At 67.5% G+C, this 24,763-nt stretch carries 20 protein-coding genes and 1 riboswitch; of the genes, 13 read left to right on the top strand and 7 right to left on the bottom strand.

Annotated features, from left to right (window positions below):
• Positions 1 to 41: 41 nt before the first annotated feature.
• From prfB to QKY98_RS00075, 6 genes are all read left to right on the top strand, one after another.
• Positions 42 to 1,137, top strand: a protein-coding gene (prfB, locus tag QKY98_RS00100) for a peptide chain release factor 2 (protein WP_100168977.1) whose coding sequence is annotated in 2 segments (ribosomal slippage) — positions 42 to 113 and positions 115 to 1,137 — 1,095 coding nt in all. Because the reading frame shifts where the segments join, the coding sequence is not laid out codon by codon here.
• Between the two features lie 100 nt (positions 1,138 to 1,237).
• Entirely contained in the window at positions 1,238 to 2,740 is a 1,503-nt protein-coding gene (gene lysS, locus QKY98_RS00095) for a lysine--tRNA ligase (protein ID WP_284670132.1), read from the top strand.
• 116 nt (positions 2,741 to 2,856) lie between these two features.
• Positions 2,857 to 3,864: a transporter gene (locus QKY98_RS00090; RefSeq protein ID WP_007160974.1), complete on the top strand. Its 1,008-nt coding sequence runs from the start codon at positions 2,857 to 2,859 to the stop codon at positions 3,862 to 3,864.
• Positions 3,865 to 3,928: 64 nt separating this feature from the next.
• Positions 3,929 to 4,873: a curved DNA-binding protein gene (gene cbpA, locus QKY98_RS00085; protein ID WP_007160975.1), complete on the top strand. Its 945-nt coding sequence runs from the start codon at positions 3,929 to 3,931 to the stop codon at positions 4,871 to 4,873.
• On the top strand, positions 4,873 to 5,193 hold the full coding sequence (locus tag QKY98_RS00080; RefSeq protein ID WP_074583934.1) for a chaperone modulator CbpM: 321 nt from the start codon (positions 4,873 to 4,875) through the stop codon (positions 5,191 to 5,193). Before cbpA ends, QKY98_RS00080 begins: the two co-directional genes overlap by 1 nt.
• Before the next feature lie 539 nt (positions 5,194 to 5,732).
• Positions 5,733 to 6,476 carry a TIGR00266 family protein gene (locus tag QKY98_RS00075; protein ID WP_284670131.1) on the top strand — a complete coding sequence of 248 codons (744 nt, stop codon included), beginning with the start codon at positions 5,733 to 5,735 and terminating at the stop codon, positions 6,474 to 6,476.
• A 13-nt stretch (positions 6,477 to 6,489) separates the two neighbouring features.
• Here the strand turns inward: QKY98_RS00075 and QKY98_RS00070 are convergent, their stop codons facing one another.
• From QKY98_RS00070 to QKY98_RS00055, 4 genes are all read right to left on the bottom strand, one after another.
• The gene (locus QKY98_RS00070) at positions 6,490 to 7,386 is read right to left on the bottom strand and encodes a hypothetical protein (protein ID WP_007162117.1); all 897 of its coding nucleotides are present in this window, start codon (positions 7,384 to 7,386) and stop codon (positions 6,490 to 6,492) included.
• 100 nt (positions 7,387 to 7,486) lie between these two features.
• Positions 7,487 to 8,302, bottom strand: coding sequence for an aldo/keto reductase (locus QKY98_RS00065; protein ID WP_027600231.1), 816 nt, complete (start codon positions 8,300 to 8,302; stop codon positions 7,487 to 7,489).
• Positions 8,299 to 9,474 carry an NAD(P)/FAD-dependent oxidoreductase gene (locus QKY98_RS00060; protein ID WP_284670130.1) on the bottom strand — a complete coding sequence of 392 codons (1,176 nt, stop codon included), beginning with the start codon at positions 9,472 to 9,474 and terminating at the stop codon, positions 8,299 to 8,301. Before QKY98_RS00060 ends, QKY98_RS00065 begins: the two co-directional genes overlap by 4 nt.
• A gap of 62 nt (positions 9,475 to 9,536) precedes the next feature.
• Positions 9,537 to 9,869, bottom strand: a complete 333-nt coding sequence (locus QKY98_RS00055) for a DMT family transporter (RefSeq protein WP_027600233.1) — start codon at positions 9,867 to 9,869, stop codon at positions 9,537 to 9,539.
• An 83-nt stretch (positions 9,870 to 9,952) separates the two neighbouring features.
• Between QKY98_RS00055 and QKY98_RS00050 the strand changes: the two genes are divergently transcribed.
• Both QKY98_RS00050 and QKY98_RS00045 read left to right on the top strand, forming a co-directional pair.
• Positions 9,953 to 10,837 carry a LysR family transcriptional regulator gene (locus QKY98_RS00050; RefSeq protein WP_284670129.1) on the top strand — a complete coding sequence of 295 codons (885 nt, stop codon included), beginning with the start codon at positions 9,953 to 9,955 and terminating at the stop codon, positions 10,835 to 10,837.
• A gap of 145 nt (positions 10,838 to 10,982) precedes the next feature.
• Entirely contained in the window at positions 10,983 to 12,269 is a 1,287-nt protein-coding gene (locus QKY98_RS00045) for an MFS transporter (RefSeq protein ID WP_077171604.1), read from the top strand.
• On the opposite strand, the gene QKY98_RS00040 is transcribed toward QKY98_RS00045, so the two are convergent.
• Together QKY98_RS00040 and QKY98_RS00035 are read right to left on the bottom strand one after the other, a co-directional pair.
• Entirely contained in the window at positions 12,266 to 13,630 is a 1,365-nt protein-coding gene (locus QKY98_RS00040) for an MFS transporter (RefSeq protein WP_284670128.1), read from the bottom strand. The genes QKY98_RS00045 and QKY98_RS00040 overlap by 4 nt on opposite strands.
• Before the next feature lie 166 nt (positions 13,631 to 13,796).
• Positions 13,797 to 14,744, bottom strand: coding sequence for a LysR family transcriptional regulator (locus QKY98_RS00035; protein WP_027600237.1), 948 nt, complete (start codon positions 14,742 to 14,744; stop codon positions 13,797 to 13,799).
• A gap of 108 nt (positions 14,745 to 14,852) precedes the next feature.
• Here QKY98_RS00035 and QKY98_RS00030 point away from each other — a divergent pair, with 108 nt between their 5' ends.
• The 3 genes from QKY98_RS00030 to waaA all read left to right on the top strand — a co-directional run bounded on the left by QKY98_RS00030 (position 14,853) and on the right by waaA (position 19,309).
• Positions 14,853 to 16,034, top strand: coding sequence for a fumarylacetoacetate hydrolase family protein (locus QKY98_RS00030; protein ID WP_077171605.1), 1,182 nt, complete (start codon positions 14,853 to 14,855; stop codon positions 16,032 to 16,034).
• 33 nt (positions 16,035 to 16,067) lie between these two features.
• Complete coding sequence (locus QKY98_RS00025; protein ID WP_027600810.1) at positions 16,068 to 17,852, top strand: IlvD/Edd family dehydratase; 1,785 nt, start codon at positions 16,068 to 16,070, stop codon at positions 17,850 to 17,852.
• Positions 17,853 to 18,043: 191 nt separating this feature from the next.
• Positions 18,044 to 19,309 carry a lipid IV(A) 3-deoxy-D-manno-octulosonic acid transferase gene (gene waaA, locus QKY98_RS00020; protein WP_284670127.1) on the top strand — a complete coding sequence of 422 codons (1,266 nt, stop codon included), beginning with the start codon at positions 18,044 to 18,046 and terminating at the stop codon, positions 19,307 to 19,309.
• On the opposite strand, the gene QKY98_RS00015 is transcribed toward waaA, so the two are convergent.
• Entirely contained in the window at positions 19,255 to 20,763 is a 1,509-nt protein-coding gene (locus QKY98_RS00015) for a TolC family outer membrane protein (RefSeq protein ID WP_284670126.1), read from the bottom strand. The two genes, waaA and QKY98_RS00015, sit on opposite strands and share 55 nt — an antisense overlap.
• Positions 20,764 to 20,872: 109 nt before the next feature.
• A riboswitch (TPP riboswitch) is annotated at positions 20,873 to 20,999 on the top strand.
• 102 nt (positions 21,000 to 21,101) lie between these two features.
• On the opposite strand from QKY98_RS00015, the gene thiC reads away from it, so the two are divergent.
• Together thiC and cytX are read left to right on the top strand one after the other, a co-directional pair.
• A complete protein-coding gene (thiC, locus tag QKY98_RS00010; protein WP_007162105.1) occupies positions 21,102 to 22,979 on the top strand; it encodes a phosphomethylpyrimidine synthase ThiC in 1,878 nt (625 codons plus the stop codon).
• A 215-nt stretch (positions 22,980 to 23,194) separates the two neighbouring features.
• Complete coding sequence (gene cytX, locus QKY98_RS00005; protein WP_058792782.1) at positions 23,195 to 24,457, top strand: putative hydroxymethylpyrimidine transporter CytX; 1,263 nt, start codon at positions 23,195 to 23,197, stop codon at positions 24,455 to 24,457.
• The last annotated feature ends 306 nt before the right edge of the window (positions 24,458 to 24,763 follow it).

Below are 24,763 nucleotides of genomic sequence, written 5' to 3'. Positions count from 1 at the left end.
TCGCGAGCTTTTCCACAGCTTTTCTCGCGAGTGTTTCCCCCATGGAAATCAACCCGATCGTCACCAGCATCAAGGACCTCACCAGCCGTACCCAGACCATTCGGGGGTATCTTTGACTACGATCTGAAAAAGGATCGTCTGGTCGAAGTCGAGCGCGAGCTCGAGGATCCCGCTGTCTGGAACAAGCCCGAATACGCCCAGAATCTCGGCCGCGAGCGCGCCCAGCTGGCCCAGGTGGTCGGGACCCTGGACGAGCTGACCGGTGGCCTGGCCGATGCCAGCGACCTGCTGGAGATGGCCGCCGAAGAGGAGGACCAGGGCGCGGTCGATGACGTGGCGACCGAGGTGGAGCGCCTGCGCGGCATCCTCGAGAAGCTGGAATTCCGCCGCATGTTCAGCGGCGAGATGGACCCCAACAACTGCTACCTGGACATCCAGGCCGGCTCCGGCGGCACCGAGGCCCAGGACTGGGCCAACATGCTGCTGCGCATGTACCTGCGCTGGGCCGACCAGCACGGTTTCAGCGCCGAGATCGTCGAGTTGTCGGAAGGCGAGGTCGCCGGCATCAAGGGCGCCACGGTGCACATCAAGGGCGAATACGCCTTCGGCTGGCTGCGCACCGAAATCGGCGTGCACCGCCTGGTGCGCAAGAGTCCCTTCGACTCGGGCAACCGTCGCCACACCTCCTTCACCGCGGTGTTCGTCTCGCCCGAGATCGACGACAACATCGACATCGAGATCAACCCGTCCGATCTGCGCATCGACACCTACCGCTCCTCGGGTGCGGGTGGTCAGCACGTGAACACCACCGACTCCGCGGTGCGGATCACCCACGTGCCCACCAACACCGTGGTGGCCTGCCAGAACGAGCGTTCCCAGCACGCCAACAAGGACACCGCCATGAAGATGCTGCGGGCCAAGTTGTACGAGCTGGAGATGCAGAAGCGCACCGCCGCCTCCCAGGCGCTGGAGGACTCCAAGTCCGATATCGGCTGGGGCCACCAGATCCGCTCCTATGTGCTCGACGCCTCGCGGATCAAGGATCTGCGCACCGGCGTGGAACGCAGCGACTGCGACAAGGTGCTCGACGGCGATCTGGACGAATACCTCGAAGCCAGCCTCAAGCAGGGCATCTAACCAATCTATCTCTGTAGGAGCGGCCCATGGCCGCGATCCTGCTAGTTATCGCGGCCATGGGCCGCTCCTACGGCAAGCACTCCCCAGGTAAACAGCAGACATGAGCGAACAACCCCTAGACCCCCAAGCCCAGGAACAGGAAGACAACAAGCTGATCGCCCAGCGCAAGGAAAAGCTCTCCGCGCTGCGTGCCCAGCAGGCCATTCCCTTCCCCAACGACTTCCGCCGCGACAGCCTGGCCGGTGATCTGCAGCAGCAGTACGCCGACAAGACCAAGGAAGAGCTGGAAGCCGCGGGCATCAAGGTCAAGGTGGCCGGCCGCATCATGCTCAACCGCGGCGCCTTCATGGTGCTGCAGGACACCAGCGGGCGCATCCAAGTCTACGTCGACCGCAAGACCCTGCCGGCCGAGACCCTGGAAGCGGTCAAGACCTGGGACCTGGGCGACATCATCGCTACCGAAGGCACCCTGGCCCGCTCCGGCAAAGGCGATCTCTACGTCAACATGAGCGACGTGCGACTGCTGACCAAGTCGCTGCGACCGCTGCCCGACAAGCACCACGGCCTGACCGACACCGAGCTGCGCTATCGCCAGCGCTATGTCGACCTGATCGTCAACGAAGAGGTGCGCCAGACCTTCCGCGTACGCTCCCAGGTCATCGCCCACATCCGCCGCTTCCTCATGGAGCGGGGCTTCCTCGAAGTGGAAACCCCCATGCTGCAGACCATTCCCGGCGGTGCGGCGGCCAAGCCCTTCGAGACGCACCACAACGCCCTGGACATGGCCATGTTCCTGCGCATCGCGCCGGAGCTGTACCTCAAGCGCCTGGTGGTCGGTGGCTTCGAGAAGGTCTTCGAGATCAACCGCAACTTCCGTAACGAAGGCGTCTCGACCCGGCACAACCCCGAGTTCACCATGCTCGAGTTCTACCAGGCCTACGCCGACTACCGCGACAACATGGACCTCACCGAGGAACTGTTCCGCGAACTGGCCATGGCCGTGCTCGGCACCACCGATGTGCCCTATGGCGAAAAGGTCTTCCACTTCGGCGAGCCCTTCGTGCGCCTGTCGGTGTACGACTCCATCCTCAAGTACAACCCGGACATCACCGCGGAAGACCTGCAGGACGTCGAGAAGGCCCGCGCCATCGCCAAGAAGGCTGGCGCCAAGGTGCTCGGCCACGAAGGCCTGGGCAAGCTGCAGGTGATGATTTTCGAGGAGCTGGTGGAGAGCAAGCTGGAGCAGCCGCACTTCATCACCGAGTACCCCTTCGAGGTCTCGCCACTGGCGCGCCGCAACGACGACAATCCCAGCGTCACCGACCGCTTCGAGCTGTTCATCGGCGGCCGCGAGATCGCCAACGCCTACTCCGAGCTCAACGACGCCGAAGACCAGGCCGAGCGTTTCATGCTGCAGGTCCAGGAAAAGGACGCCGGTGACGACGAGGCCATGCACTACGACGCCGACTTCATCAACGCCTTGGAATACGGCATGCCGCCCACTGCCGGCGAAGGCATCGGCATCGACCGCCTGGTGATGCTGCTGACCAACTCGCCGTCGATCCGCGACGTCATCCTCTTCCCGCACATGCGTCCGCAATAAAAGTGGCGTCCCGTCCGGGGCGTCGCTTCGGTGCCTGCCGACCGGGGCTCTGTCATCAAAGGTTCATTCGGACCTGCTAACAGAGCCCTGATGTCGCGTTCCCTCCGCAGGTAGCCATGACCAATACGCTGATCCCCCTGCATCCGGCCGCCGAACGGCTGGGGCTGCTATACGCCTATCATTTCACCTCCGGCCAGCCGGGCCGGGCCCTGACCATGGCGCCGGAAGATCCCTGGGAGGCGGAAGAGGGCGGATTTCGCTGGCTGCACTTCAACCTGGCCCACGCCGCCGCCGAACGCTGGATGCGCGAGCACCTGGGGCTGCCCGAGGAATTCTTCGAATCCCTGCATGCCGGTTCCCACTCGACCCGCCTGGAACCGGCCGACGACACCCTGCTCGGGGTGGTGAACGACGTGACCCTCGCCTACGGCCAGGTGTCGGTGGACGTCGCCACCCTCTGGGCCTGCGCCCGCCCGGGGCTGCTGGTGACCGCCCGGGCCCAGCCACTGCGTTCGGTGGATCGCCTGCGCCACGCGGTACGCCGCGGCGAGGGCTTCGGCTCGACCCTGGAACTGCTGGTGCATCTCCTGCGCGACCAGGCCGACGTACTGACCGGCATCATCCGCGACACCACGGTCAAGGTGGATGCCATCGAGGATCGCCTGCTGTCCCAGCGGCTGTCCGCCAGTCGCGCCGAACTGGGCAGCCTGAGACGCGCCCTGGTCCGGCTGCAACGGCTGCTGGCCCTGGAGCCGGGTTCCCTGCTGCGGCTGCTCAACCGGCCGCCGGCCTGGCTGCGCCGCGACGACATCCAGACCCTGCGGGAGGCCACCGAGGAATTCGACCGGGTGCTGGACGACCTCGCCGCCCTGGTGGAGCGGCTCAAGCTGTTGCAGGAAGAGATCGCCGCCGCCTCCGCCGAGCAGACCAACCGCACCCTGTTCACCCTGACCCTGGTCACGGTGCTGGCCCTGCCGATCAACATCATCGCCGGCTTCTTCGGCATGAACGTCGGCGGTATCCCGCTGGCCGATTCGCCCCATGGTTTCTGGATCCTGGTGGCGCTGGTGGCGACCTTCACGGTGCTGGCCGGCACCCTGGCCTTTCGCAAGCGAGGCGACTGACCGGCTGCGTGCAACCCCTGGGGGCGCTCCGCGGTCTCTAGGAGAACCGTTACTGGAGACCGCAATGGACTTCAAGGACTACTACGAGGTGCTCGGCGTCGCTCCCGACGTCGACGACAAGACCCTCAAGACCGCCTATCGCAAGCTGGCGCGCAAGTACCACCCCGATGTGAGCAAGGAGGCCGATGCCGAGGCCCGCTTCAAGGAGGTGGCCGAGGCCTATGACGTCCTGCGCGATCCGCACAAGCGCGCCGAGTACGACCAGGTACGCCTCTACCAGCAGCAGGGCGAGCGCTTCCAAGTACCGCCGGACTGGCAGCCGGGTTCAGGCGATGACTACAGCGATCCCCATGCCGGCTTCGGCGCGGACTACTCCGACTTCTTCGAATCCCTGTTCGGTGCTGCCGGGCGTTCCCAGCACGGTGGCTTCGCCCGCCGTGGCCGCGATGTCGAGCTGGAGCTGCCGCTGTTTCTCGAAGAGAGCCAGGCGGGCAGCACCAAGCCACTGAGCTTTACGCTGCCGCAGCGCGACGAGCTGGGCCGCCGCGTCGGCGAGACCACCAAGACCCTCAACGTCAAGATTCCCGCCGGCAGCACCGACGGCGAACGTATCCGCCTGAAAGGCCAGGGCGAGCCGGGCGTCGGCGGCGCGGAGGCGGGGGATCTCTATCTGGTCATCCGCCTGGTGCCCCATCCGCTGTTCGACGTGGACGGCCAGGATCTGGTGGTCAGCGTACCGCTCGCCCCCTGGGAAGCTGCGTTGGGCGCCAAGGTGCAGGTGCCGACGCTTGATGGACAGATCATGCTCAGTATCCCGCCCGGCAGCCAGAACGGTGCGCGGCTGCGGGTGCGCGGCAAGGGCCTGGTCGGCAAGGCGGGGCAGGGCGATCTGCATGCCCTGCTCAAGGTGGTGATGCCGCCCAGGGGCGATGAAGAAACCCAGGCGCTGTGGCGCCAACTGGCCGAGCGGGCGGCCTTCGATCCCCGCCGCGACTGGAGGAAAGTCTGATGAGCAGTCTGATCGTCCTGCAGGAATTCTGCGTGCTCTGCGAGGTGAGCGAGCCGGTGGTGGTGGAGATCGTCGAGCACGGCATCCTGGCACCCCAGCGGGGCAAGCGCCCGGCCGAGTGGCACTTCGATACCAGCGCCCTGCATCGCGCCCGCCGCGCCGTGCGCCTGAGGCACGAGCTGGAACTGGACTGGTCCGCCACCGCCCTGGCCCTGCACCTGCTGGATGAGGTGGAAGAACTACGCCGCGAAAACCAGCGTCTGCGCCAGCGCCTGGCGCGCTTCGCTGGCGAACTGCGAGACGTGGGAGCCGATTCGTAGGGTGGAAAACCGCGCAGCGTTTTCCACGCGCGTCGCCTATTCGCAGGGCACTGGAAAAGGCTGCGCCGTTTTCCACGCTACGGGCTGCAATAGGTTGGGCTTCGCTGTGCTCAACCCAAACTATGGAACGTCCATCTGCACCGGATATCCCCCTTTCCCTCCGGGAGAGAGCTGGGGTGAGGGAAGCCAGGTAGCGCCGGTAATGACCTCGATGTTGTAGGGTGGAAAACCGCGCAGCGTTTTCCACGCGCCTTGCCCATACGCAGGACAGTGGAAAAGGCTGTGCCGTTTTCCACGCTACGGGCTGCAATAGGTTGGGCTTCGCTGCGCTCAACCCAACCTACGGAATGTCCATCCGCACCGGATATCCCCCTCTCCCTCCGGGAGAGGGTTGGGGTGAGGGAAGCCAGGTAGCGCCGGTAATGGCCGCGATGTTGTAGGGTGGAAAACCGCGCAGCGTTTTCCACGCGCCTTGCCCATACGCAGGACAGTGGAAAAGGCTGTGCCGTTTTCCACGCTACACCAGGAGTCCCACAGCCATGCCCAGCCATATCCTCGATCATCGCATTCTCGGTGAATCCCTGCAGGCGGTGGAAATCGGCCTTGATCCGGGCGAGACGGTGATCGCCGAAGCCGGCGCCATGACCTACATGGAGGCCGACATAGCTTTCACCGCGCGCATGGGCGATGGTTCCGCCGGCCTGCTCGGCAAGCTCTGGGGCGCCGGCAAGCGCATGCTCGGCGGCGAGTCGCTGTTCATGACCCATTTCACCAACGAAGGCCGCGAGAAGCGCCACGTCGCCTTTGCCGCGCCCTATCCCGGGCAGGTGGTACCCCTGGACCTCGCCGCCCTGGGCGGCACCCTGTTCTGCCAGCGCGATTCCTTTCTCTGCGCGGCCAAGGGCACCCGCATCGGCGTGGCTTTCACCCGCCGTCTGGGCGCCGGTTTCTTCGGCGGCGAAGGCTTCATCCTGCAGCGGCTGGAGGGCGATGGCATGGCCTTCGTGCATGCCGGCGGCACGGTGATCCGCAAGGAACTGAGGGGCGAGACCCTGCGCCTGGACACCGGTTGTCTGGTGGGTTTCACCAGCGGCATCGACTACAACATCAAGCTGGCAGGTGGCCTGCGCAGCATGCTGTTCGGCGGTGAAGGCCTGGTGCTGGCAACCCTGAGCGGCCACGGCACGGTGTGGATCCAGACCTTGCCCTTTTCCCGGCTAGCGGGCCGGGTCCAGGCCGCGGCCGGCGGCGGCGTCGGTGAACGCCGCGCCGGTGGCGACTGATCTCCCGCCGACCCTAGGCCCGCTGCAGGGCGCTCTGGGGCGCCATGCGCTCCAGCCAGTCACGCCAGCGTACCCGGCTGTCGTGGACCAGCCAGCCGTCCTGGCGGGCGAAGCTTTCCGACAGCCAGAGGCCGCGGGTCGATACCGGCAGGCGCTGGCCGGCGGACAGGGTATAGAGCTCGCCGGTGGGTTTGCCGTCGTCCAGGGCGACCAGATAGAGATCCGGGCGTTGCCGGGCCAGACGCGCCAGCAACTGGCCGTTCTCGATCTTCTCGTCGACGTGGAACAGACTCGGCGCCTTGCACTCCTTGGGCAGCTCCAGCAGCAGGTCATAGACCAGTTGCAGCGAGGCGGTGGGGGTGTGCACATAGGCGCGTGGGCGTTCCAGCAGCGCCAGACTGCCGCAGCGTACCGGCCGCGCCGCGCCCGAACGTGGGGTCAGGCGAAAGGCCACGTCCTCGCGATAGGGCAGGGCCGGGGCATAGGGCGTCGGCAGCCAGGTGTCGGCGAAGCGTCCCGCCAGCCAGCCGCGCGGCGTCTCGATCAGGCACTCCTCGGCCACCTCCTGGACGGCGGTGAGCAGCGGCAGCGCCAGTTCGTGGGTCGGGATGTAACCGGAGATCAGCTTGAGCACCACGTCGCCCCGATCGGGCCGGCGCTGGCGCACCAGCAGCCAGTGATCCTGGCCCTGCCAGTTCAGCGTCAGGCGTACCGAGACCCCCAGATTGGCGAGCCTGGCGCTGAAGTGCTGGGCATCGTCGATCTCGATGGGCTTGCGCCGCTCCAGCATCTCGCTGAAATTCAGGGGTTGGCCGAGGGCCTGGTAGGTGAGGCCGTCATGGTTGGCCTCGACCGAAAGGGGCAGGGTCTTGAACGCCTTGGGATTGTGGCGGGCGATGAGCTGGGGCATGGCCGACTCCTGTTTGTTGTATGCCGCGGACGCGCCGTCCCGGGCAAGCCGGGCGGGGCGTCCAGCGGACGAAGGCAAGGGTTCAGCGAAACGCTCTGGATCAGGGCCGAGCGGTGATCACTTCGGCCAGGGTACGGACATTATGTGACAGGTGCAGGGGATCGATAGTGCCGACTATCGCACTGCTCACCCCGGGCTCGCCGAACACCCGGGCGAAGCTGGCCCGCACCGGATCCTGGCCGGCGCCGAGCACGGCGTGACCGCTGGCCAGGGCCTTCTTGATCAGGATGCCCTTGCCCTGGGCGGCGGCGGCCTGGATCACCGGGATCTCGGCGTCTTCGTTGAGGTTGAAGGTGACCATGGCGCAATCGCCGGCTTCCAGGGCTTTCAGGCCGCCGGCGACGGTCTTGCCGGAAAAGCCGAAGGCGCGGATCAGCCCCTCGCGCTTGAGCTCGGCCAAGGTCTCGTAGCAGCCGCTGTCCTGGAGGATGGCCAGGTCGTTACCATCGGAGTGCACCAGCACCAGGTCCAGCCAGTCGGTTTCCAGGCGTTGCAGGCTGCGTTCCACCGAGCGGCGGGTGTGGGCCGGACTGAAGTCGAAGCTGGACAGGCCATCTTCGAATTCCTCCCCGACCTTGCTGGCGATCACCCAGTGCTGGCGCTGGCCACGCAAGAGCGGACCCAGGCGTTCTTCGCTGCGGCCATAGGCCGGAGCGGTGTCCAGCAGATTGATCCCCAGTTCGCGGGCAAGACTCAGCAGGTCCGCGGCGCTGCGGTCGTCGGGGATGGTGAAGCCATTGGGATACTTCACGCCCTGGTCACGCCCGAACTTGACCGTGCCCAGACCCAGCGGGGAGATCTCCAGACCGGTGCTGCCCAGCGGACGCTGCAGACCATGCAGGGTGCGCAGACTCATGGCAGCAGCTCCTCCCAGAAGGGCGCGGCCACCGGCGGTTGCGGATGGGCGGGCAGGGCGGGGTACTGCCCCGGCGCGATGCCATCGCGGTCGAGGTTGGCCAGGACGCGGTCGGCCAGGTCGGGCGACAGGGCCAGTTTGGTCGGCCAGCCCACCAGCAGGCGACCTTCCTCGGCGAGGAAGGCATTGTCCGGACGCACCAGTCCGGATTGCGCCGGCTCGGCGCGATCCACGCGCAGGGTCGCCCAGCGCGCGCCGGCGAAGTCGATCCAGGGCAGCAGGCGCTGCAACTCCTCGCGCGCCGCGGCGATCTGCGCCTGGGGTTCGCGCGCCACGCCCTCGGCTTCGGCCAGGTCGCCACCCAGGTACCACAGCCACTGGCCGTCGGCGGTGGGGTGGCTGGTGATGGTCACCCGCGGCTTGGGGCCGCCGCCCAGGCAGTGGGCATAGAGGGGTTTGAGCATGGGGCCCTTGACCACCACCATGTGCAGCGGGCGGCGCTGCATGGCCGGTTGTTCGAGACCGAGGGCCTGGAGCAGATCGGCCATGCCGGCGCCGGCGGTGAGCACGATGCGGCGGGCGCGAATGGGCTGGCCGTCCACCACCAGGCCGGTCAGTTCGCCGGCTTCGCGCAGCGGTTGCAGCTCATGCCCGGCCAGCAGGCTGTCGCCGGCCAGCTCGGCCAGGCGCGCGACCAGGCTGGGCACGTCCAGCACCAGTTCGGCCAGGCGATAGACCTTGCCCTTGAAGGCGCGGTCGCGCAGGGCGGGTGGCAGTTCGTCGCCCTTGACGGCATCCACCCGGCCGCGCACCGCCTTGCTGGCAAAAAAGCTGGTGAGGTTGCCGGCCAGGCTGCCCGGCGACCAGAGGTAATGGGCTTCGGAGAGCAGGCGCACGCTGGAAAGGTCCAGCTCGCCGCTGCCGGCCAGGCTCTCGCGCCAGCGCCGCGGCATGTCGGCGATGGCCTCGGAGGCACCGGTGAGCATCCCGGTCAGGGCGTACTTGGTGCCGCCATGGATGATGCCCTGGGACTTGCCGCTCTGGCCGCCGCCCAGGGCGCCGGTCTCCACCAGCACGGTGGCGTAGCCGGCGCGTCGGAGGCGGGCGTTGAGCCAGAGGCCGGCGACGCCGCCGCCGACGATGAGGATATCGGTGGACCAGGGTTGGGACATGAACGGCCTGCTCGGGTGATCGGCAAAGAAGTGATTTTACACGCTCCTCGCCGCCGCTGGTCTCAATGCCCGGTGCTGCCGGAAAACAGCTGGATCACCACCACCCCGGCGACGATCAGCCCCATGCCCAGCAGGGCCGGCAGGTCCAGCTTCTGATCGTAGAGAAAGGCCGCGGCGATGCTCACCAGCACGATGCCAAGGCCGGCCCAGATGGCGTAGGCGATGCCCACCGGGATGCTGCGCACCACCAGGGTCAGCATCCAGAAGGCCAGCCCGTAGCCACAAACGACCAGGATCAGCGGCAGCGGCTTGCTGAAGCCGCTGATGGCCTTCATCGAGGTGGTGGCGACGACTTCGGCGGCGATGGCGATGGCCAGGTAGATGTATCCGCTCATGGGGCTTCCTCCTGTAGAAGGCCCCATTGTGCCTTTTCGGGCGATAGGTGAAAGTTGATACCTATCTATTGGGGAGATGGGTCGTGCAGTGGAATCTTGAGCAGCTGGAGATCTTCGTCGGCATCGCCGAGGGCGCGAGTTTCTCGGCGATGGCGCGGCGTCTGGGTCGGGCGCAATCGGCGATCAGCTCGGCCATCGCCCTGCTGGAAACCGATCTGGGCGTGGCGCTGTTCGCGCGCAGCAACGGGCGCACGCCGGTCATCACCGCGGCCGGTCTGGCCCTGCTGGAGGAGGCGCGCGAGGTGCTGCGCCAGTGCCAGCGGCTGGACAGCCGGGCCCAGGCCCTCTGCGCTGGACAGGAACCGCTGTTGCGCCTGGCCCTGGACGAGGCCATGCCCTACCAGCCGGTGCTCGATGCGCTGGACGCCCTGGCCGCGGCCTTTCCGCACCTGGAGGTCCAGCTCACCAGCGGCGCCCAGGGCGATGTGGCGCGCAAGCTGCTGACCGACCAGGCCGACCTCGGCCTGCTGTTCCGCCATGAGCACATGCCCGAGGCCCTGGAGCGCCAGGCCCTGGGCGATGTCGCCCAGGTCACCGCCTGCGGCGCCCAGCATCCGCTGGCGCGCCAGCAGGGTGTGGGCCGGCGCGAACTGGCCCGCCACCGTCAGTTGCTGATCGCGCCGCTGGAGAATCCCTATCCCGGCGGCGAGCAGATCGCCCCCCAGGTCTGGCGCGCCGACAGCTTCTACCTGCTCGCCGAATTGCTGATGCGCGGCCTGGGCTGGGGCTGGCTGCCGCGACACGTGGCGCGCTATCCCACCTACCAGGGCTTGCTGGCCGAACTGGCCTGCGAATGGGTACCGCCGGCCCTGGTGGTGGAGTTGGCCTGGCGCCGCAACGCCGCACCGGGACCGGCGGCGCGCTGGCTGGCGCAGCGCCTGGCGGAAGAGTTGCGGGCGATCGGTTGAATCGACGTGTTGGGCTTCCAGCACTCGCCCACAACTCTTTCCAACGAACACCCATTCTGGCCAGATCCGTGGGCCAGCTTGACCAGCGCCAGGTCGCCCGGGCTGCAATACTCGACTCATCCCTTTCCCGCCGGTGAAGATCGCCATGACCACACCTCCCGCCCTCGGCCAGCGCTTTGTCTTCGTCGTCCTGGCGCTGATCTTTCTCGCCCTGCTGGTTTCGGCGGGCGTCAGGTCCACCCCCGGCGTCTTGCTCTTGCCGCTGCAGGACACCTTTGGCTGGAGTCGCGAGACGGTCTCGCTTGCCGCCGCCATCGGCATCTTTCTCTATGGCCTGGTAGGCCCCTTCGCCGCGGCCCTGATGCAGACCCTCGGCATCCGCCGCACCCTGCTCGGCGGCCTCACCCTGATCAGCCTGGCCACCGCCCTGAGCACCCTGATGCGCGAACCCTGGCATCTGGTCGCCACCTGGGGCGTGCTCAGCGGCCTGGGCACCGGTTGCGTGGCCATGGTGCTGGGCGCGGCCATCGTCAATCGCTGGTTCGTCGCCCGGCGGGGGCTGATGATGGGGCTGCTGGCGGCCAGCACCGCCACCGGCAATCTGGTCTTTCTGCCGCTGCTGGCCCATCTCGCCAGCCACGAAGGCTGGCAGACCGTGGTGCTGACCGTGGCCGTGGCCAGCGCCGCGCTGATCCCGCTGGTGGCCTGGCTGCTGCCGGAGCGGCCGGCGGACATCGGCCTGCGGCCCCATGGCGCCCCGGCGGACTACCAGGCGCCAGCTGCTACCGCACCGGGCAACCTGTTTCGCGTGACCCTCGGCACCCTGGCCATGGCCAGTCGGCGGCGCGATTTCTGGTTGCTGTTCCTGACCTTCTTCGTCTGTGGCTTCACCACCAACGGGCTGATCGGCACCCACTTCATCGCCATGGGCCATGACCACGGGCTGTCCCAGGTGCAGGCCGCCGGGATCCTCGCGCTGATGGGCATCTTCGATCTGGTAGGCACCACCGCTTCCGGCTGGCTGACCGACAGGTACGATCCGCGCCGCCTGCTGTTCGTCTACTACAGCCTGCGCGGTCTCTCGCTGATCTATCTGCCGTTCTCCGGTTTCGCCCCCGAGCAGCTGCTGCTGTTCGGCATCTTCTACGGGCTGGACTGGATCGCCACGGTGCCGCCCACGGTCAAGCTGACCAACCAGAGCTTTGGCGAAAAGAGCGCGCCGGTGGTGTTCGGCTGGGTGTTCTGCGGCCACATGCTCGGCGCCGCCTGCGCGGCCTTTCTCGCCGGGGCCCTGCGCGAGCACTTCGGCTCCTACCAGGAGGCCCTGGTGCTGGCCGGCCTGACCGGCATCCTGGCGGCGCTGATGGCCCTGTGGATCGGCCGGCCGAGCGCCGCGGGAGCCGGGCGCTCGGCCGTGCCCGAGGCGGGCTAGGCGGGCTTCAGGTCCAGCGGCACGGCGGTCGGCGCGCGGTGCAGCATCGAGGCCGGGATCGCCAGGATCAGCAGGCCGCTGACGAACAGGCAGGCGCCGAGCACATAGGTGCCGTTGTTGATGTCGCCGGTGAGGGTTTCCATGGTCGCGGTGATCATGGAACCGGTGAAGCCGGAGAGGTTGCCGATGGCGTTGATCATGCCGATGCCCGCCGCGGCGGCGACGCCGGAAAGCAGGGTGCCGGGCAGCGACCAGAAGATCGGCATCAGCGCCAGCAGGCCCGAGGCGGCCACGGTGAGGAAGAAGATCGACAGCACGATGTTGTGGATGAACCAGGCGCTCAGCACCAGGCCCAGGGCGCCGACGAAGGCCGGCACCGCCGCGTGCAGCCGCTGCTCGCCGGTGCGGGCCGAGTGGCGGGCGTTGAGCAGCATGACCACCAGGGCGACGCTGTAGGGGATGGCGGTGAGCAGGCCGATCTGCAGGCTGCCGCTGACCCCGGCGTTCTTGATGATCGAGGGCATCCAGAAGGCCAGGCCATAGAAGCCGGTGTTGAAGATCAGCAGGATGAACACCAGCAGCCAGACCCGCGGATTGAAGAACACTTCGCCGAGTCGCGAGGCCTTGCCGGCGTTCTGCTGCTCCAGGTTGCGCTTGAGCAGGGCCTTTTCCCGGGCGTCCAGCCAGGGCGCCTTGTCGATGTTGTCGCTCAGGCAGCAGAACACCACCACCGCCATGATGATCGAGGGCACCCCTTCCACCAGCAGCATCCACTGCCAGCCGGCCAGACCGTGCCAGTTGTGCAGACTGCTCATCAGCCAGCCGGAGAGCACGCCGCCAAAGCTCAGGCTGAAGGGCAGGGCGATGAGGAAGCCCGACATCACCCGACTCTGTCGGCGGGTCGGAAACCAGTAGTTGAGATAGAGGATCACCCCGGGAAAGAAGCCCGCCTCGCAGACGCCCAGCAGGAAGCGCAGCACATAGAAGAGGGTGCTCGACTGCATGCCGAAGAACTGCGCCAGCGGCTGGGTGAAGGCCACCGCCATGGAGATGATCGCCCAGGTCAGCATGATGCGGGCGATCCAGAAGCGCGCGCCGTAGCGATGCAGCAGCAGGTTGCTGGGGACCTCGAAGAGGAAGTAGCCCCAGAAGAACATGCTGGCGCCAAGGGCATAGACGGTGTTGCTGAAGCCGAGGTCGTCGAGCATGTCCAGCTTGGCGAAGCCGACGTTGACCCGATCCAGGTAGGCGGCGATGTAGCACAGCAGCAGGATCGGCAGGATGCGCAGCACCACCTTGCGATAGGTGCGTTCTTCGAAGGCATCGCCAGCGGCGCCCTGGGGAGCGGTGGTCTCGAACATGGGAATGACCTTCGGGGCCTTGGGGCCCGTTGTTGTTATTGAAGAGGTCGAAGGCGGCCGGGGATGCAGGGTGGCCGTCTGAATCGCCAGGCCACTCTAGGAGCGAGAGCGATTCTTTCCCAATGGCATTTGCGGATCATTCGATAACGGCGCGTTATCGAAGCCTCTAGGCCGAGGCCTCTCCGCGACCGGCATGGCTCAGCAGGATGGCGGCGAATTCCCGCGCCGCCTCGCCCAGGGGTTCGCCCTTGCGGGTGAGGATGCCGTAGTCCTGCGCCGGCAGGTGCAAGGGCAGCTCCAGGGCACTGAGCGCGCCGCTGGCGAGATAGGGCTCGACCATGGCCTCGGGCAGCATGCCGATCATGGGGCCGGCGCGCAGCACCTGGAGAAAGGTCTGCATGGAGATGGTGTCGATGGTGTTGCTCGGCACCGGCAGGCCGGCAGCGGCGAAGGCCCGCTCCATGCGCCCGCGGATGGGCGTGCCCTTGGGATAGAGGATCCAGGGCCAGGCCAGCACCTGGTCGAGGCCCACGGGGCCGCTGCCCACCAGCGGGTGATCGGCGTTGACCACGAAGCGGAAGGGCTCCGGCGCCAGGGGCTGGAAGTCGAAGCGCTGGGCCTGGGCTTCGTCGGTGAAACGCGCCACCGCCAGGTGCAGCAGCTTGTCGTCGAGCATCTCCATCAGGTGATCGCTGGTCTGCTCCATCACCTCGATGGCCAGCAGCGGCCAGCGCTGCTTGATCGCGACGATGGCCTGCGGCAGGGCCACCGCGGTGGCGGCGAAGATGCCGCCGACCTTGAGCTGGCCATGACCACCGCGCCTCAGGCTGTCGATCTGCTCGGCGAAGTCGCGGGCATCGTTGAGCGCCACCCGCGCATAGCGCAGCACGTGCTCACCCAGGGCGGTGGGTGGCATGCTGCGCGGCTGGCGCTCGAACAGGGCGAAGCCCAGCAGGTGCTCGATCTCCTTGAGCATCTTGCTGATGGCCGGCTGGCTGAGATTCATCTGCTGCGCGGCCAGGTGCATGTTGCGGGTGCGCCCCAGGGTGTCGATCAGCAGCAGGTGGCGAAACTTGAGCCAGTGGCAGATCTGGCTGAACGACGGCTCGGACACGGGTGCCTCCCAGGCGATAAGCGCAGGTTATCGAATGATGAAATAAGCCCATTTGAGTTTATCAGTCCGGCTGCCTAGCGTGGACCCATCAGCCCTGGAGTCCTGCCCATGTCCCTTCGTCTCTCGCCTGCCAACACCCTTCCCACCGATGGCTTGGCCGGCACCCTGGTGGGCCGCGCCTGGGTGCCCGGCCCGCTGGCCGGTCCCTCGCCCGTGGTGCTGCGCGAAGACGGCGTCTTCGATGTCTCCCAGCGGTTCGCCACCTTAAGTGCCCTGTTCGAGGAAGACGCGCCGCTGCAGGCCCTGCGCGATACCCCCGGACGTTACCTCGGCAGCGTGGAGGAACTGCTGGCCAACAGCGGCGAGCAGGCCGCTGCGGACCGTCTGCACCTGCTGCCGCCAGCCGATCTGCAGGTGATCAAGGCCGCCGGGGTGACCTTTGCCGCCAGCATGCTGGAGCGGGTGATCGAAGAGCAGGCCGGTGGCGATGCCGGGCGCGCCGTAGCCATCCGCGAGCAGGTGCAGGCGGTGATCGGCGCGGACCTGCAGGGCTTGGAGCCGGGCAGTCCGCGCGCCCAGGCGCTCAAGGCGCTGCTGATCGAGAAGGGCATGTGGTCGCAGTACCTGGAGGTGGGCATCGGGCCGGACGCCGAGATCTTCACCAAGGCGCCGGTGCTGGCCGCGGTCGGCTCTGGCAGCGCCATCGGCATCCACCCCGTGTCCCAGTGGAACAATCCCGAACCCGAGGTGGTGCTGGTGGCCGATAGCCGCGGCCGCCTGCATGGAGCCACCCTGGGCAACGATGTCAACCTGCGCGACATCGAGGGCCGCAGCGCCCTTTTGCTGAGCAAGGCCAAGGACAACAACGCCTCCTGCGCCCTGGGGCCCTTCATCCGCCTGTTCGACGAGACCTTCGATCTCGACCAGGTGCGCCAGTGCGTGGTGACCCTGGAGGTCCAGGGCGAAGACGGCTTCCGACTCCAGGGCAGCAGCTCCATGGCGCAGATCAGTCGCGATCCCACCGATCTCGCCGCCCAGACCCTCAATGCCAACCACCAGTATCCCGACGGCTTCGTGCTCTTTCTCGGCACCCTGTTCGCCCCGACCCAGGACCGCGACGCCCCGGGCGGTGGCTTCACCCACAAGGTGGGTGACCGGGTGAGCATCGCCAGCCCGCTGCTGGGGACCCTGCACAACCGGGTGACCACCAGCGACCAGGCCCCGGCCTGGCGCTTCGGCCTCGGCGCCCTGATGCACAACCTGGCCGCCCGTGGCCTGCTGGGCCGCTGATCCTTTCTTTCCTAATAACAACTAGAGACCATCATGACTTCCGCCAAACGCCCGCTGCGCAGCCAGCTCTGGTTCGATGACCCTGCCCATGCCGACATGACCGCGCTCTATGTCGAGCGCTACATGAACTACGGCCTGACCCGCGACGAACTCCAGTCCGGTCGCCCCATCATCGGCATCGCCCAGACCGGCAGCGACCTCACCCCCTGCAATCGCCACCACCTGGAACTGGCCCAGCGGGTCAAGGCCGGCATCCGCGATGCCGGTGGCATCCCCATGGAATTCCCGGTGCACCCCATCGCCGAGCAGAGCCGCCGGCCCACCGCGGCCCTGGATCGCAACCTGGCCTACCTCGGCCTGGTGGAGATCCTGCATGGCTTCCCGCTGGATGGCGTGGTGCTCACCACCGGCTGCGACAAGACCACCCCGGCCTGCCTGATGGCCGCGGCCACCACCGACCTGCCGGCCATCGTGCTGTCCGGCGGACCCATGCTCGACGGGCATTTCAAGGGCGAGCTGATCGGCTCCGGCACCGTGCTCTGGCACGCACGCAACCTGCTGGCGACCGGCGAGATCGACTACGAGGGCTTCATGGCCCTGACCACTGCCGCCTCGCCCTCGGTGGGCCACTGCAACACCATGGGCACGGCCCTGTCGATGAATGCCCTGGCCGAGACCCTGGGCATGTCGCTGCCCGGCTGCGCCAGCATCCCCGCGCCTTACCGTGAGCGCGGCCAGATGGCCTATGCCACCGGCAAGCGCATCTGCCAGCTGGTGCTGGACGACGTCCGCCCCTCGCAGATCATGACCCGCGAGGCCTTCGAGAACGCCATCGTGGTGGCCTCGGCCCTGGGCGCCTCCAGCAATTGTCCGCCGCACCTGATCGCCATCGCCCGGCACATGGGCATCGAATTATCGCTGGACGACTGGCAGCGCCTGGGCGAGGACATCCCGCTGCTGGCCAACTGCATGCCGGCCGGCAAGTATTTGGGCGAAGGCTTCCACCGCGCCGGCGGGGTGCCGGCGGTGCTCCACGAACTGCTCAAGGCCGGCCGGCTGCACGGCGAGTGCCTGACCGTCTCCGGCAAGACCATCGGCACCATCGCCGAGGGCGCCGCCAGCTCGGATCCTGCGGTGATCCAGCCCTATGAGGCGCCGCTCAAGCACCGCGCCGGCTTCATCGTGCTCAGCGGAAACTTCTTCGATAGCGCCATCATGAAGATGTCGGTGGTGGGCGAGGCCTTCCGTCAGACCTACCTGGCCGAGCCGGGCAAGGAAAACAGCTTCGAGGCGCGGGCCATCGTCTTCGAAGGCCCGGAGGACTACCACGCGCGCATCGACGATCCGGCGCTGGACATCGACGAGCGCTGCATCCTGGTGATCCGCGGCGCCGGTCCGGTGGGTTATCCGGGCAGCGCCGAGGTGGTCAACATGGCGCCCCCGGCGGCGCTGATCAAGAAGGGCATCGATTCCCTGCCGTGCCTGGGCGACGGTCGCCAGAGCGGCACCTCGGCCAGCCCTTCGATCCTCAACATGTCGCCGGAAGCGGCGGTGGGCGGCGGTCTGGCCCTGCTCAAGACCAACGACCGGCTGCGCGTGGACCTCAATGCCCGCAGCGTCGACGTGCTGCTCGACGATGGCGAACTGGAGCGCCGCCGCGCCGAATGGACGCCCAACCTGCCGCCGGCCCAGACCCCCTGGCAGGAACTCTATCGGCAACTGGTGGGCCAGCTCTCCACCGGTGGCTGCCTGGAGCCGGCCACCCTGCACCTCAAGGTGATCGCGCGCGAGGGTGGGGTGCCGCGGCATTCGCACTGAGAGTCTGTTCAAAGGCTCGCGAGCTAGAGCCAAACAAGGCGAAAATGTTTGAGGACGCGGAGTTTACGAATAGTAAATGAGCATTCCGAAAGCATTTTCAACGCCGTTTGGCCGACGCGCAGCAGCCTTCTGGACAGGCTCGGAGGTATCGGGCTCGCACTAGCGGCCCTGCTTCATTAAGCTCTGCCGCCATGAATCGTACCCTCTATAGCCTGATCTTCACCCTGGCCTTGCCCTTCATCCTGCTGCGCCTGCTCTGGCGCGGGCGCAAGGCCCCCGCCTATCGGCAGCGCATCGGCGAACGCCTGGCGCTGGGCTTGCCTGAGGTGCCGCCCGGCGGTATCTGGGTACACGCGGTGTCGGTGGGGGAGAGCATCGCCGCCGCGCCGGTGATTCGCGCCCTGCGCCAGCGGCATCCCGACCTGCCGATCACCGTGACCTGCATGACGCCCACCGGCTCTGAGCGCATCCGCGCCCTGTTCGGTGACGACGTCCACCACTGCTACCTGCCCTATGACCTGCCCTGGCTGGCCGGACGCTTCCTTGACCGGCTGCGGCCAAGCCTGGGCGTGGTGATGGAGACCGAGCTCTGGCCCAACCTCATCCACCAGGCGGCGCGCCGCGATATTCCCATCGCCCTGGCCAATGGCCGGCTGTCCGAGCGCTCGGCTCGTGGCTACGGAAAGCTGGGTGGGGTAACGGGGCCGATGCTGGCGGAACTGGCCTGGCTGGCGGTGCAGACGCCGGTGGAAGCCGAGCGCTTTCGCGCCCTGGGCGCCCGTGCCGAGCGGGTCACGGTGACCGGCTCCATCAAGTTCGACCTGCGCATCGATCCCGAACTGCCGGTCCGCGCCGCTGCGCTGCGCCAGGGCTGGGGCCAGCGCCCGGTATGGATCGCCGCCAGCACCCATGCCGGCGAAGACGGGATCCTGCTCCAGGCCCATCGCCAGCTGCTGGCCGCACACCCCGATGCCCTGCTGATCCTGGTGCCGCGCCATCCCGAGCGCTTCCCCGAGGTATTGGCCGAGGTGCGTCGTGAAGGTTTCGGCGTGGTGCAGCGCTCGACGGGAGAGGCGGTGCAGCCGCAGACCCAGGTGCTGCTGGGCGACACCATGGGCGAATTGCTGTTTCTCTACGCCCTTGCCGATGTCGCCTTCGTCGGCGGCAGCCTGATCGAGCGCGGTGGTCACAATCCGCTGGAGCCGGCCGCCCTCGGCCTGCCGGTGCTCAGCGGTCCGCACGTGTTCAACTTCCTCGACATCGTCGCCCAGCTGCGCGACGCCGGCGCTCTGCAAACCGTGGCGGAAGCACCCGCGATCGCCGCCGCCGTGGCCCGGCTCTGGGCCGAGCCGGCGGAAGCCGCGCGACGCCAGCAGGCGGGCCTGGCGGTACTGGCCGCCAATCAGGGCGCGCTGGAGCGGCTGCTCTCCGGACTGGACAGGTTGCTCACCCCCTGAACCGAGCGCGCCGGCAGGACGTCGGCGCGGGTCTTGGCCAGATCCGGCGGCAGGAAGTCGCGATCCGGGTCATAGTGGGGATCGAGATAGCCGGACAGCGCCAGCAGGTCGTTGGGCGCCAGGGTGCCGGCCGCCTGCTTGAGCCTCAGAGTGTCCAGGATGTAGTTGTAGCGGGCGTCGTTGTACTGGCGCACGGCGTTGTACAGCAACCGCTGGGCGTCGAGCACGTCGACGATGGTGCGGCTGCCCACCTGGTAGGCGATCTCGGTGGCTCTCAGGGCGCGCTGGCTGGAGGCGATGGACAGCCGGCGGGCGCGCACCTGCTCGATGTCGGTATTGATCGCCCGGTGGGCGTTACGGGTGTTCTGCACCACCTGGCGGCGCAGACTCTCCTGGCGCTGTTCGCTCTGGTCCAGCTGCTGATAGGCCTGGCGCGCCTGGGAGCTGGTGGCCCCACCGCTGTACAGCGGTACTTCCACCTGGATGCCGATGCTGCGGCTGTTGACCGGGCTGCCGAACAGGGACAGCTGCTCGGCGTTGGGCAGATTCACCGCGTCGTTGTCGCTGTGGCTGTAGCGCGCCACCGCATCCACCGTCGGCAGGTGTCCGGCGCGGCGCTGGCGCAAGGTCTCCTGGGCGGCGTTGACGCCCTGGCCGGCGGCCAGCAGCTGCAGATTCTGGCGCATGGCGGTGTCCACCCACAGCCGCGCATCGTTGGGCTGTGGCGGCAGGATCGGCAGGTCGTGGCGGATGCCGGCGATGCTGCCGTAGTCGCGATCGGTCAGCCGGGTCAGGGCCTGAAAGGCGTCGGCCACCTGCTGCTCGCTCTGGGAGCGGTTGGCCTGGGCGTTGTCGAAGCTGGCCTGGGCCTGGAGCACGTCGGTGTCGTCGGTCAGGCCGACCTTGTAGCGCTCGCGGGACTGGTCCAGCTGGCGGTACAGCGCCTTTTCCTCGGCGCGGGCGGTGGCCAGGGCGTCCTGGGCACGCAGGGCGCTGAAATAGCCCTCGGCGGTCTGCAGGATGAGTTGCTGCTGGGCGGCGGAGAATTGCAGCTCGGCCTGCTCGGTGGCGGCCTGGGCGGCCTTGAGCTGGAACCAGCGATCGGCGCGGAACAGCGGCTGGCTGAGGGTGGCCTGGATCAGCTGGCTGCTGCGATCGCTGCTGTAGCGGCCACCCTGGACGCCCAACGCCGGATTGTCCTTGAGTTGCAGACTGGTATGGGTGTCGTTGAACTGGGCGCCAAGGCCGATCTGCGGCAGCAGGCCGGCGCGCGCCTGGGGCACCGCCTCGCGCTGGGCGCCGAGGCCGGCGCGCTCGGCGGCGAGGTCGGCGTTGTTGTCCAGCGCCTCGCGGTAGACGTCGAGCAGGCCATTGCCGGTGACCTGGGCCTGGGCCTGGGCCTGGGCCAGGCCGGCCGAGCTGCAGAGCGCCGCGAGCAGCAGGAATCTTCGCATTCTGGGAGCCTTCCTTGAGGGACCGCGCCAGTGTAGTGGCTTCGTCCGAATCCGGCATAGGAGAGGAAATAGCGGTCGAAGTTTCTGCCGCTCTGGGTTTACACTGGCCGCGTTCTTGTCGGGGTGCGCTACGAGGCGCTGAGATCGGGTAGTCCCGGATCCCGTTGAACCTGATCAGGCTAGGCGCGCCGCATGGCGGTGCGTCAACCTGCGTAGGGAACAAGAGGGCGTCCGCAGCCTTATTCCGTGGTCGCCATCCGTCCGGGCTTGCCGCTTCTAGCGTGCCCACCCTTCGTCCAGGTTCTTCCCTCGGCAACGCGCCCACCAGGAGAGCCTCGATGAACAAGCAGAACAACGTCACCGACTTCACCCGCGTCGACCGCCAGTCCACTCAGCCGCTGCCCAATTCGCGCAAGGTCTATCTGACCGGCTCGCGCCCCGACATCCGCGTGCCGGTGCGGGAAATTTCCCTCGCCGACACCCCCACCGCCTTTGGCGGTGAGCGCAACGCCCCGGTATTCGTCTACGACACCTCCGGTCCCTACACCGACCCGGCGGCGCGCATCGACCTGCGCAAGGGCCTGCCGGACGTGCGTTCGCGCTGGATCGAAGAGCGCGGCGACACCGAACTGCTGGCCGGGCTCTCTTCCGAATTCGGCCAGGCGCGCCTGGCCGATCCGAGTCTCGCCGCCCTGAGATTCGACCTGGCGCGCCAGCCGCGGCGGGCCAAGGCCGGGCGCAACGTCTCCCAGATGCACTATGCCCGCCAGGGCATCGTCACCCCGGAGATGGAATACATCGCCATCCGCGAGAACATGAAGCTGCAGGAGGCCCGCGCCGCCGGTCTGCTCGGCAACCAGCACCGTGGCCAGAGTTTCGGCGCCAGCATTCCCCAGGAGATCACCCCGGAGTTCGTCCGCGACGAGGTAGCCCGTGGTCGCGCCATCATCCCGGCCAACATCAACCACCTGGAGCTGGAGCCGATGATCATCGGCCGCAACTTCCTGGTGAAGATCAACGGCAACATCGGCAACAGTGCCCTGGGCTCTTCCATCGAGGAAGAGGTGGAAAAGCTGACCTGGGGCATCCGCTGGGGCGCCGACACCGTGATGGACCTGTCCACCGGCAAGCACATCCACGAGACCCGCGAGTGGATCATCCGCAACTCGCCGGTCCCCATTGGCACCGTGCCCATCTACCAGGCCCTGGAAAAGGTCGGCGGCGTCGCCGAGGAACTGACCTGGGAGCTGTTCCGCGACACCCTCATCGAGCAGGCGGAGCAGGGCGTGGACTACTTCACCATCCACGCCGGGGTGCGCCTGCACTACGTGCCCCTGACCGCCAAGCGCGTCACCGGCATCGTCTCCCGCGGCGGTTCCATCATGGCCAAGTGGTGCCTGGCGCACCACAAGGAAAACTTCCTCTACACCCACTTCGAAGACATCTGCGAGATCATGCAGGCCTACGACGTGAGCTTCTCCCTGGGTGATGGCCTGCGCCCGGGCTCCATCGCCGACGCCAACGACGCCGCCCAGTTCGGCGAGCTGGAAACCCTCGGCGAGCTGACCAAGATCGCCTGGAAGCACGATGTCCAGACCATGATCGAAGGCCCCGGCCATGTGCCCATGCAGCTGATCAAGGAGAATATGGACAAGCAGCTGGAGTGCTGCGACGAGGCGCCGTTCTATACCCTCGGCCCGCTGACCACCGACATCGCCCCCGGCTACGACCACATCACCAGCGGCATCGGCGCCGCCATGATCGGCTGGTTCGGCTGTGCCATGCTCTGCTACGTGACGCCCAAGGAGCACCTCGGCCTGCCCAACAAGGACGACGTCAAGACCGGCATCATCACCTACAAGATCGCCGCCCATGCCGCCGACCTGGCCAAGGGGCATCCGGGCGCCCAGATCCGCGACAATGCCCTGTCCAAGGCGCGTTTCGAATTCCGCTGGGAAGACCAGTTCAACCTGGGCCTGGACCCGGACACGGCGCGCGCCTTCCACGACGAGACCCTGCCCAAGGACTCGGCCAAGGTGGCGCACTTCTGCTCAATGTGTGGACCCAAGTTCTGCTCCATGAAGATCACCCAGGAGGTCCGCGACTACGCCAAGGAAAACGGCCTGACCGACGAGCAGAAGGCCATCGAGGCCGGCTTCCAGGAACAGGCGGCGCGCTTCAAGGACGAAGGCGGCGTGATCTACAAGCAGGTCTGAAAATCGTAGGTTGGGCTGAGCGCAGCGAAGCCCAACAATGCCCAGATCGATCCCGCACTGTTGGGCTTCGACGGTAGAGCCGTCTCAGCCCAACCTACGTCTGCTAGGCCAGCACCCTGTTTCCGTAGGTTGGGCTGAGCCCAGCGAAGCCCAACAATGCCCAACGCCAACCAACGACGTTGGGCGTCCTCAACCCCTTATCCACGAGACCCATCATGGCCCAGGCCCCCGGCCTCTATACCCCCACCGTCCCCGTTCCGGCGGACCGCCGCATCCTTGGCGGGCGCGACCTCTTCACCCTCTGGTTCTCCCTCGGCATCGGCCTGATGGTGGCCCAGGCCGGCGCGCTGCTGGCGCCCGGACTGGGCCTGGCCGATGGCCTGCTGGTGCTGGTGCTCGGCACCGCGGTCGGGGTGCTGCTGCTGGCCGCTGCCGGCCTGGTGGGCAGCGACACGGGCCTCGCCGGCATGACCGCCCTGGGCCAGAGTCTCGGCCAGCGCGGCGCGCTGTTGCCGGCGGTGCTCAACATCACCCAGCTGATCGGCTGGGGCGCCTTCGAACTGGTGGTGATGCGCGAGGCGGCCAGCGTGCTGCTGGGCAGCTGGGGTCTGCAGGGTTGGGCCTCGCCGGTGCTCTGGACCCTGGTCTTCGGCGCCCTGGCCACGGCCCTGGCGGTGGCCGGTCCGCTGACCTTCGTCCGCCGCTTTCTCAGTCGCTGGGGCATCTGGCTGCTGCTCGGCGCCTGCACCTGGCTGACCCTGGATCTGTTTCTGCGCGCCGACCTGGCCGCGCTCTGGCAGCGCCCGGGCGACGGCTCCCTGAGCCAGGCCCTGGGCTTCGACCTGGTGGTGGCCATGCCGCTGTCCTGGTTGCCGGTGATCGCCGACTACACCCGCTTCGCCCGCACCGGCCGCAGCGCCGGGCGCGGCGTCATGCTGGGTTATTTCTGCGGCAACCTCTGGCTGATGGGCTTGGGCTTCGCCTATACCCTGGCCTTTGCCAGCGGCGGTGAAGCCGACGCCCTGCTGCGCGCCCTGGCCGTGGCCGGCCTCGGCCTGCCGCTGTTGCTGATCCTGCTGGACGAGTCGGAAAACGCCTTCGCCGCCTATCACTCGGCGGCGGTGGCCACGGGTTTCCTGGCCCAGGTGAAGATCTGGCAGCTGACCCTGGCCATCGGCATCCTCTGCACCCTGCTGGCGCTGCTGGTACCCCTGGCCCAGTACGAACACTTCCTGCTGCTGATCGGTTCGGTGTTCGCTCCGCTATTCGGCGTAGTGCTGGTGGATCACTTCCTGCTGCGCCGCCGCAAGGCCCCGCAGCGGACACAGGCGCTGCGCCTGGAGTCCCTGATCGCCTGGGCCCTGGGCGTGGCCGTCTACCATCTGTTGCCGACCCTGCTCCCGGCCTGGGGCGCGACCCTGCCGGCCATCGTGGTGGCGGGGACTGCGCAGGCGCTGTTGGGATTGAAACGAGTTTAGGGTTCGGCCGTTGGGCTTCGCTGCGCTCAACCCAACCTACGCCTAACTGCCCCCTCTCCCGCTTGCGGGGGAGGGTTGGGGTGGGGGCAAGCCGGCACGCGTGGATGAGGCTGCGCCGTCATCCACCCTACGACTGAGCTGGATCTGTCGGGCTTCGCTGCGCTCGACCCAGCCTACTCCTAACTGCCCCCTCTCCCGCTGGCGTGGGAGGGTTGGGGTGGGGGCAAGTCGGCACGCGTGGATGAGGCTGCGCCGTCATCCACCCTACGACTGAGCTGGATCTATCGGGCTTCGCTGCGCTCGACC

It is taken from the genome of Pseudomonas sp. HR1 (assembly GCF_030175875.1).
Taxonomy (GTDB): Bacteria; Pseudomonadota; Gammaproteobacteria; order Pseudomonadales; family Pseudomonadaceae; genus Chryseomonas; species Chryseomonas oryzihabitans.
This window is presented reverse-complemented; position numbering and strand designations above follow the sequence as displayed.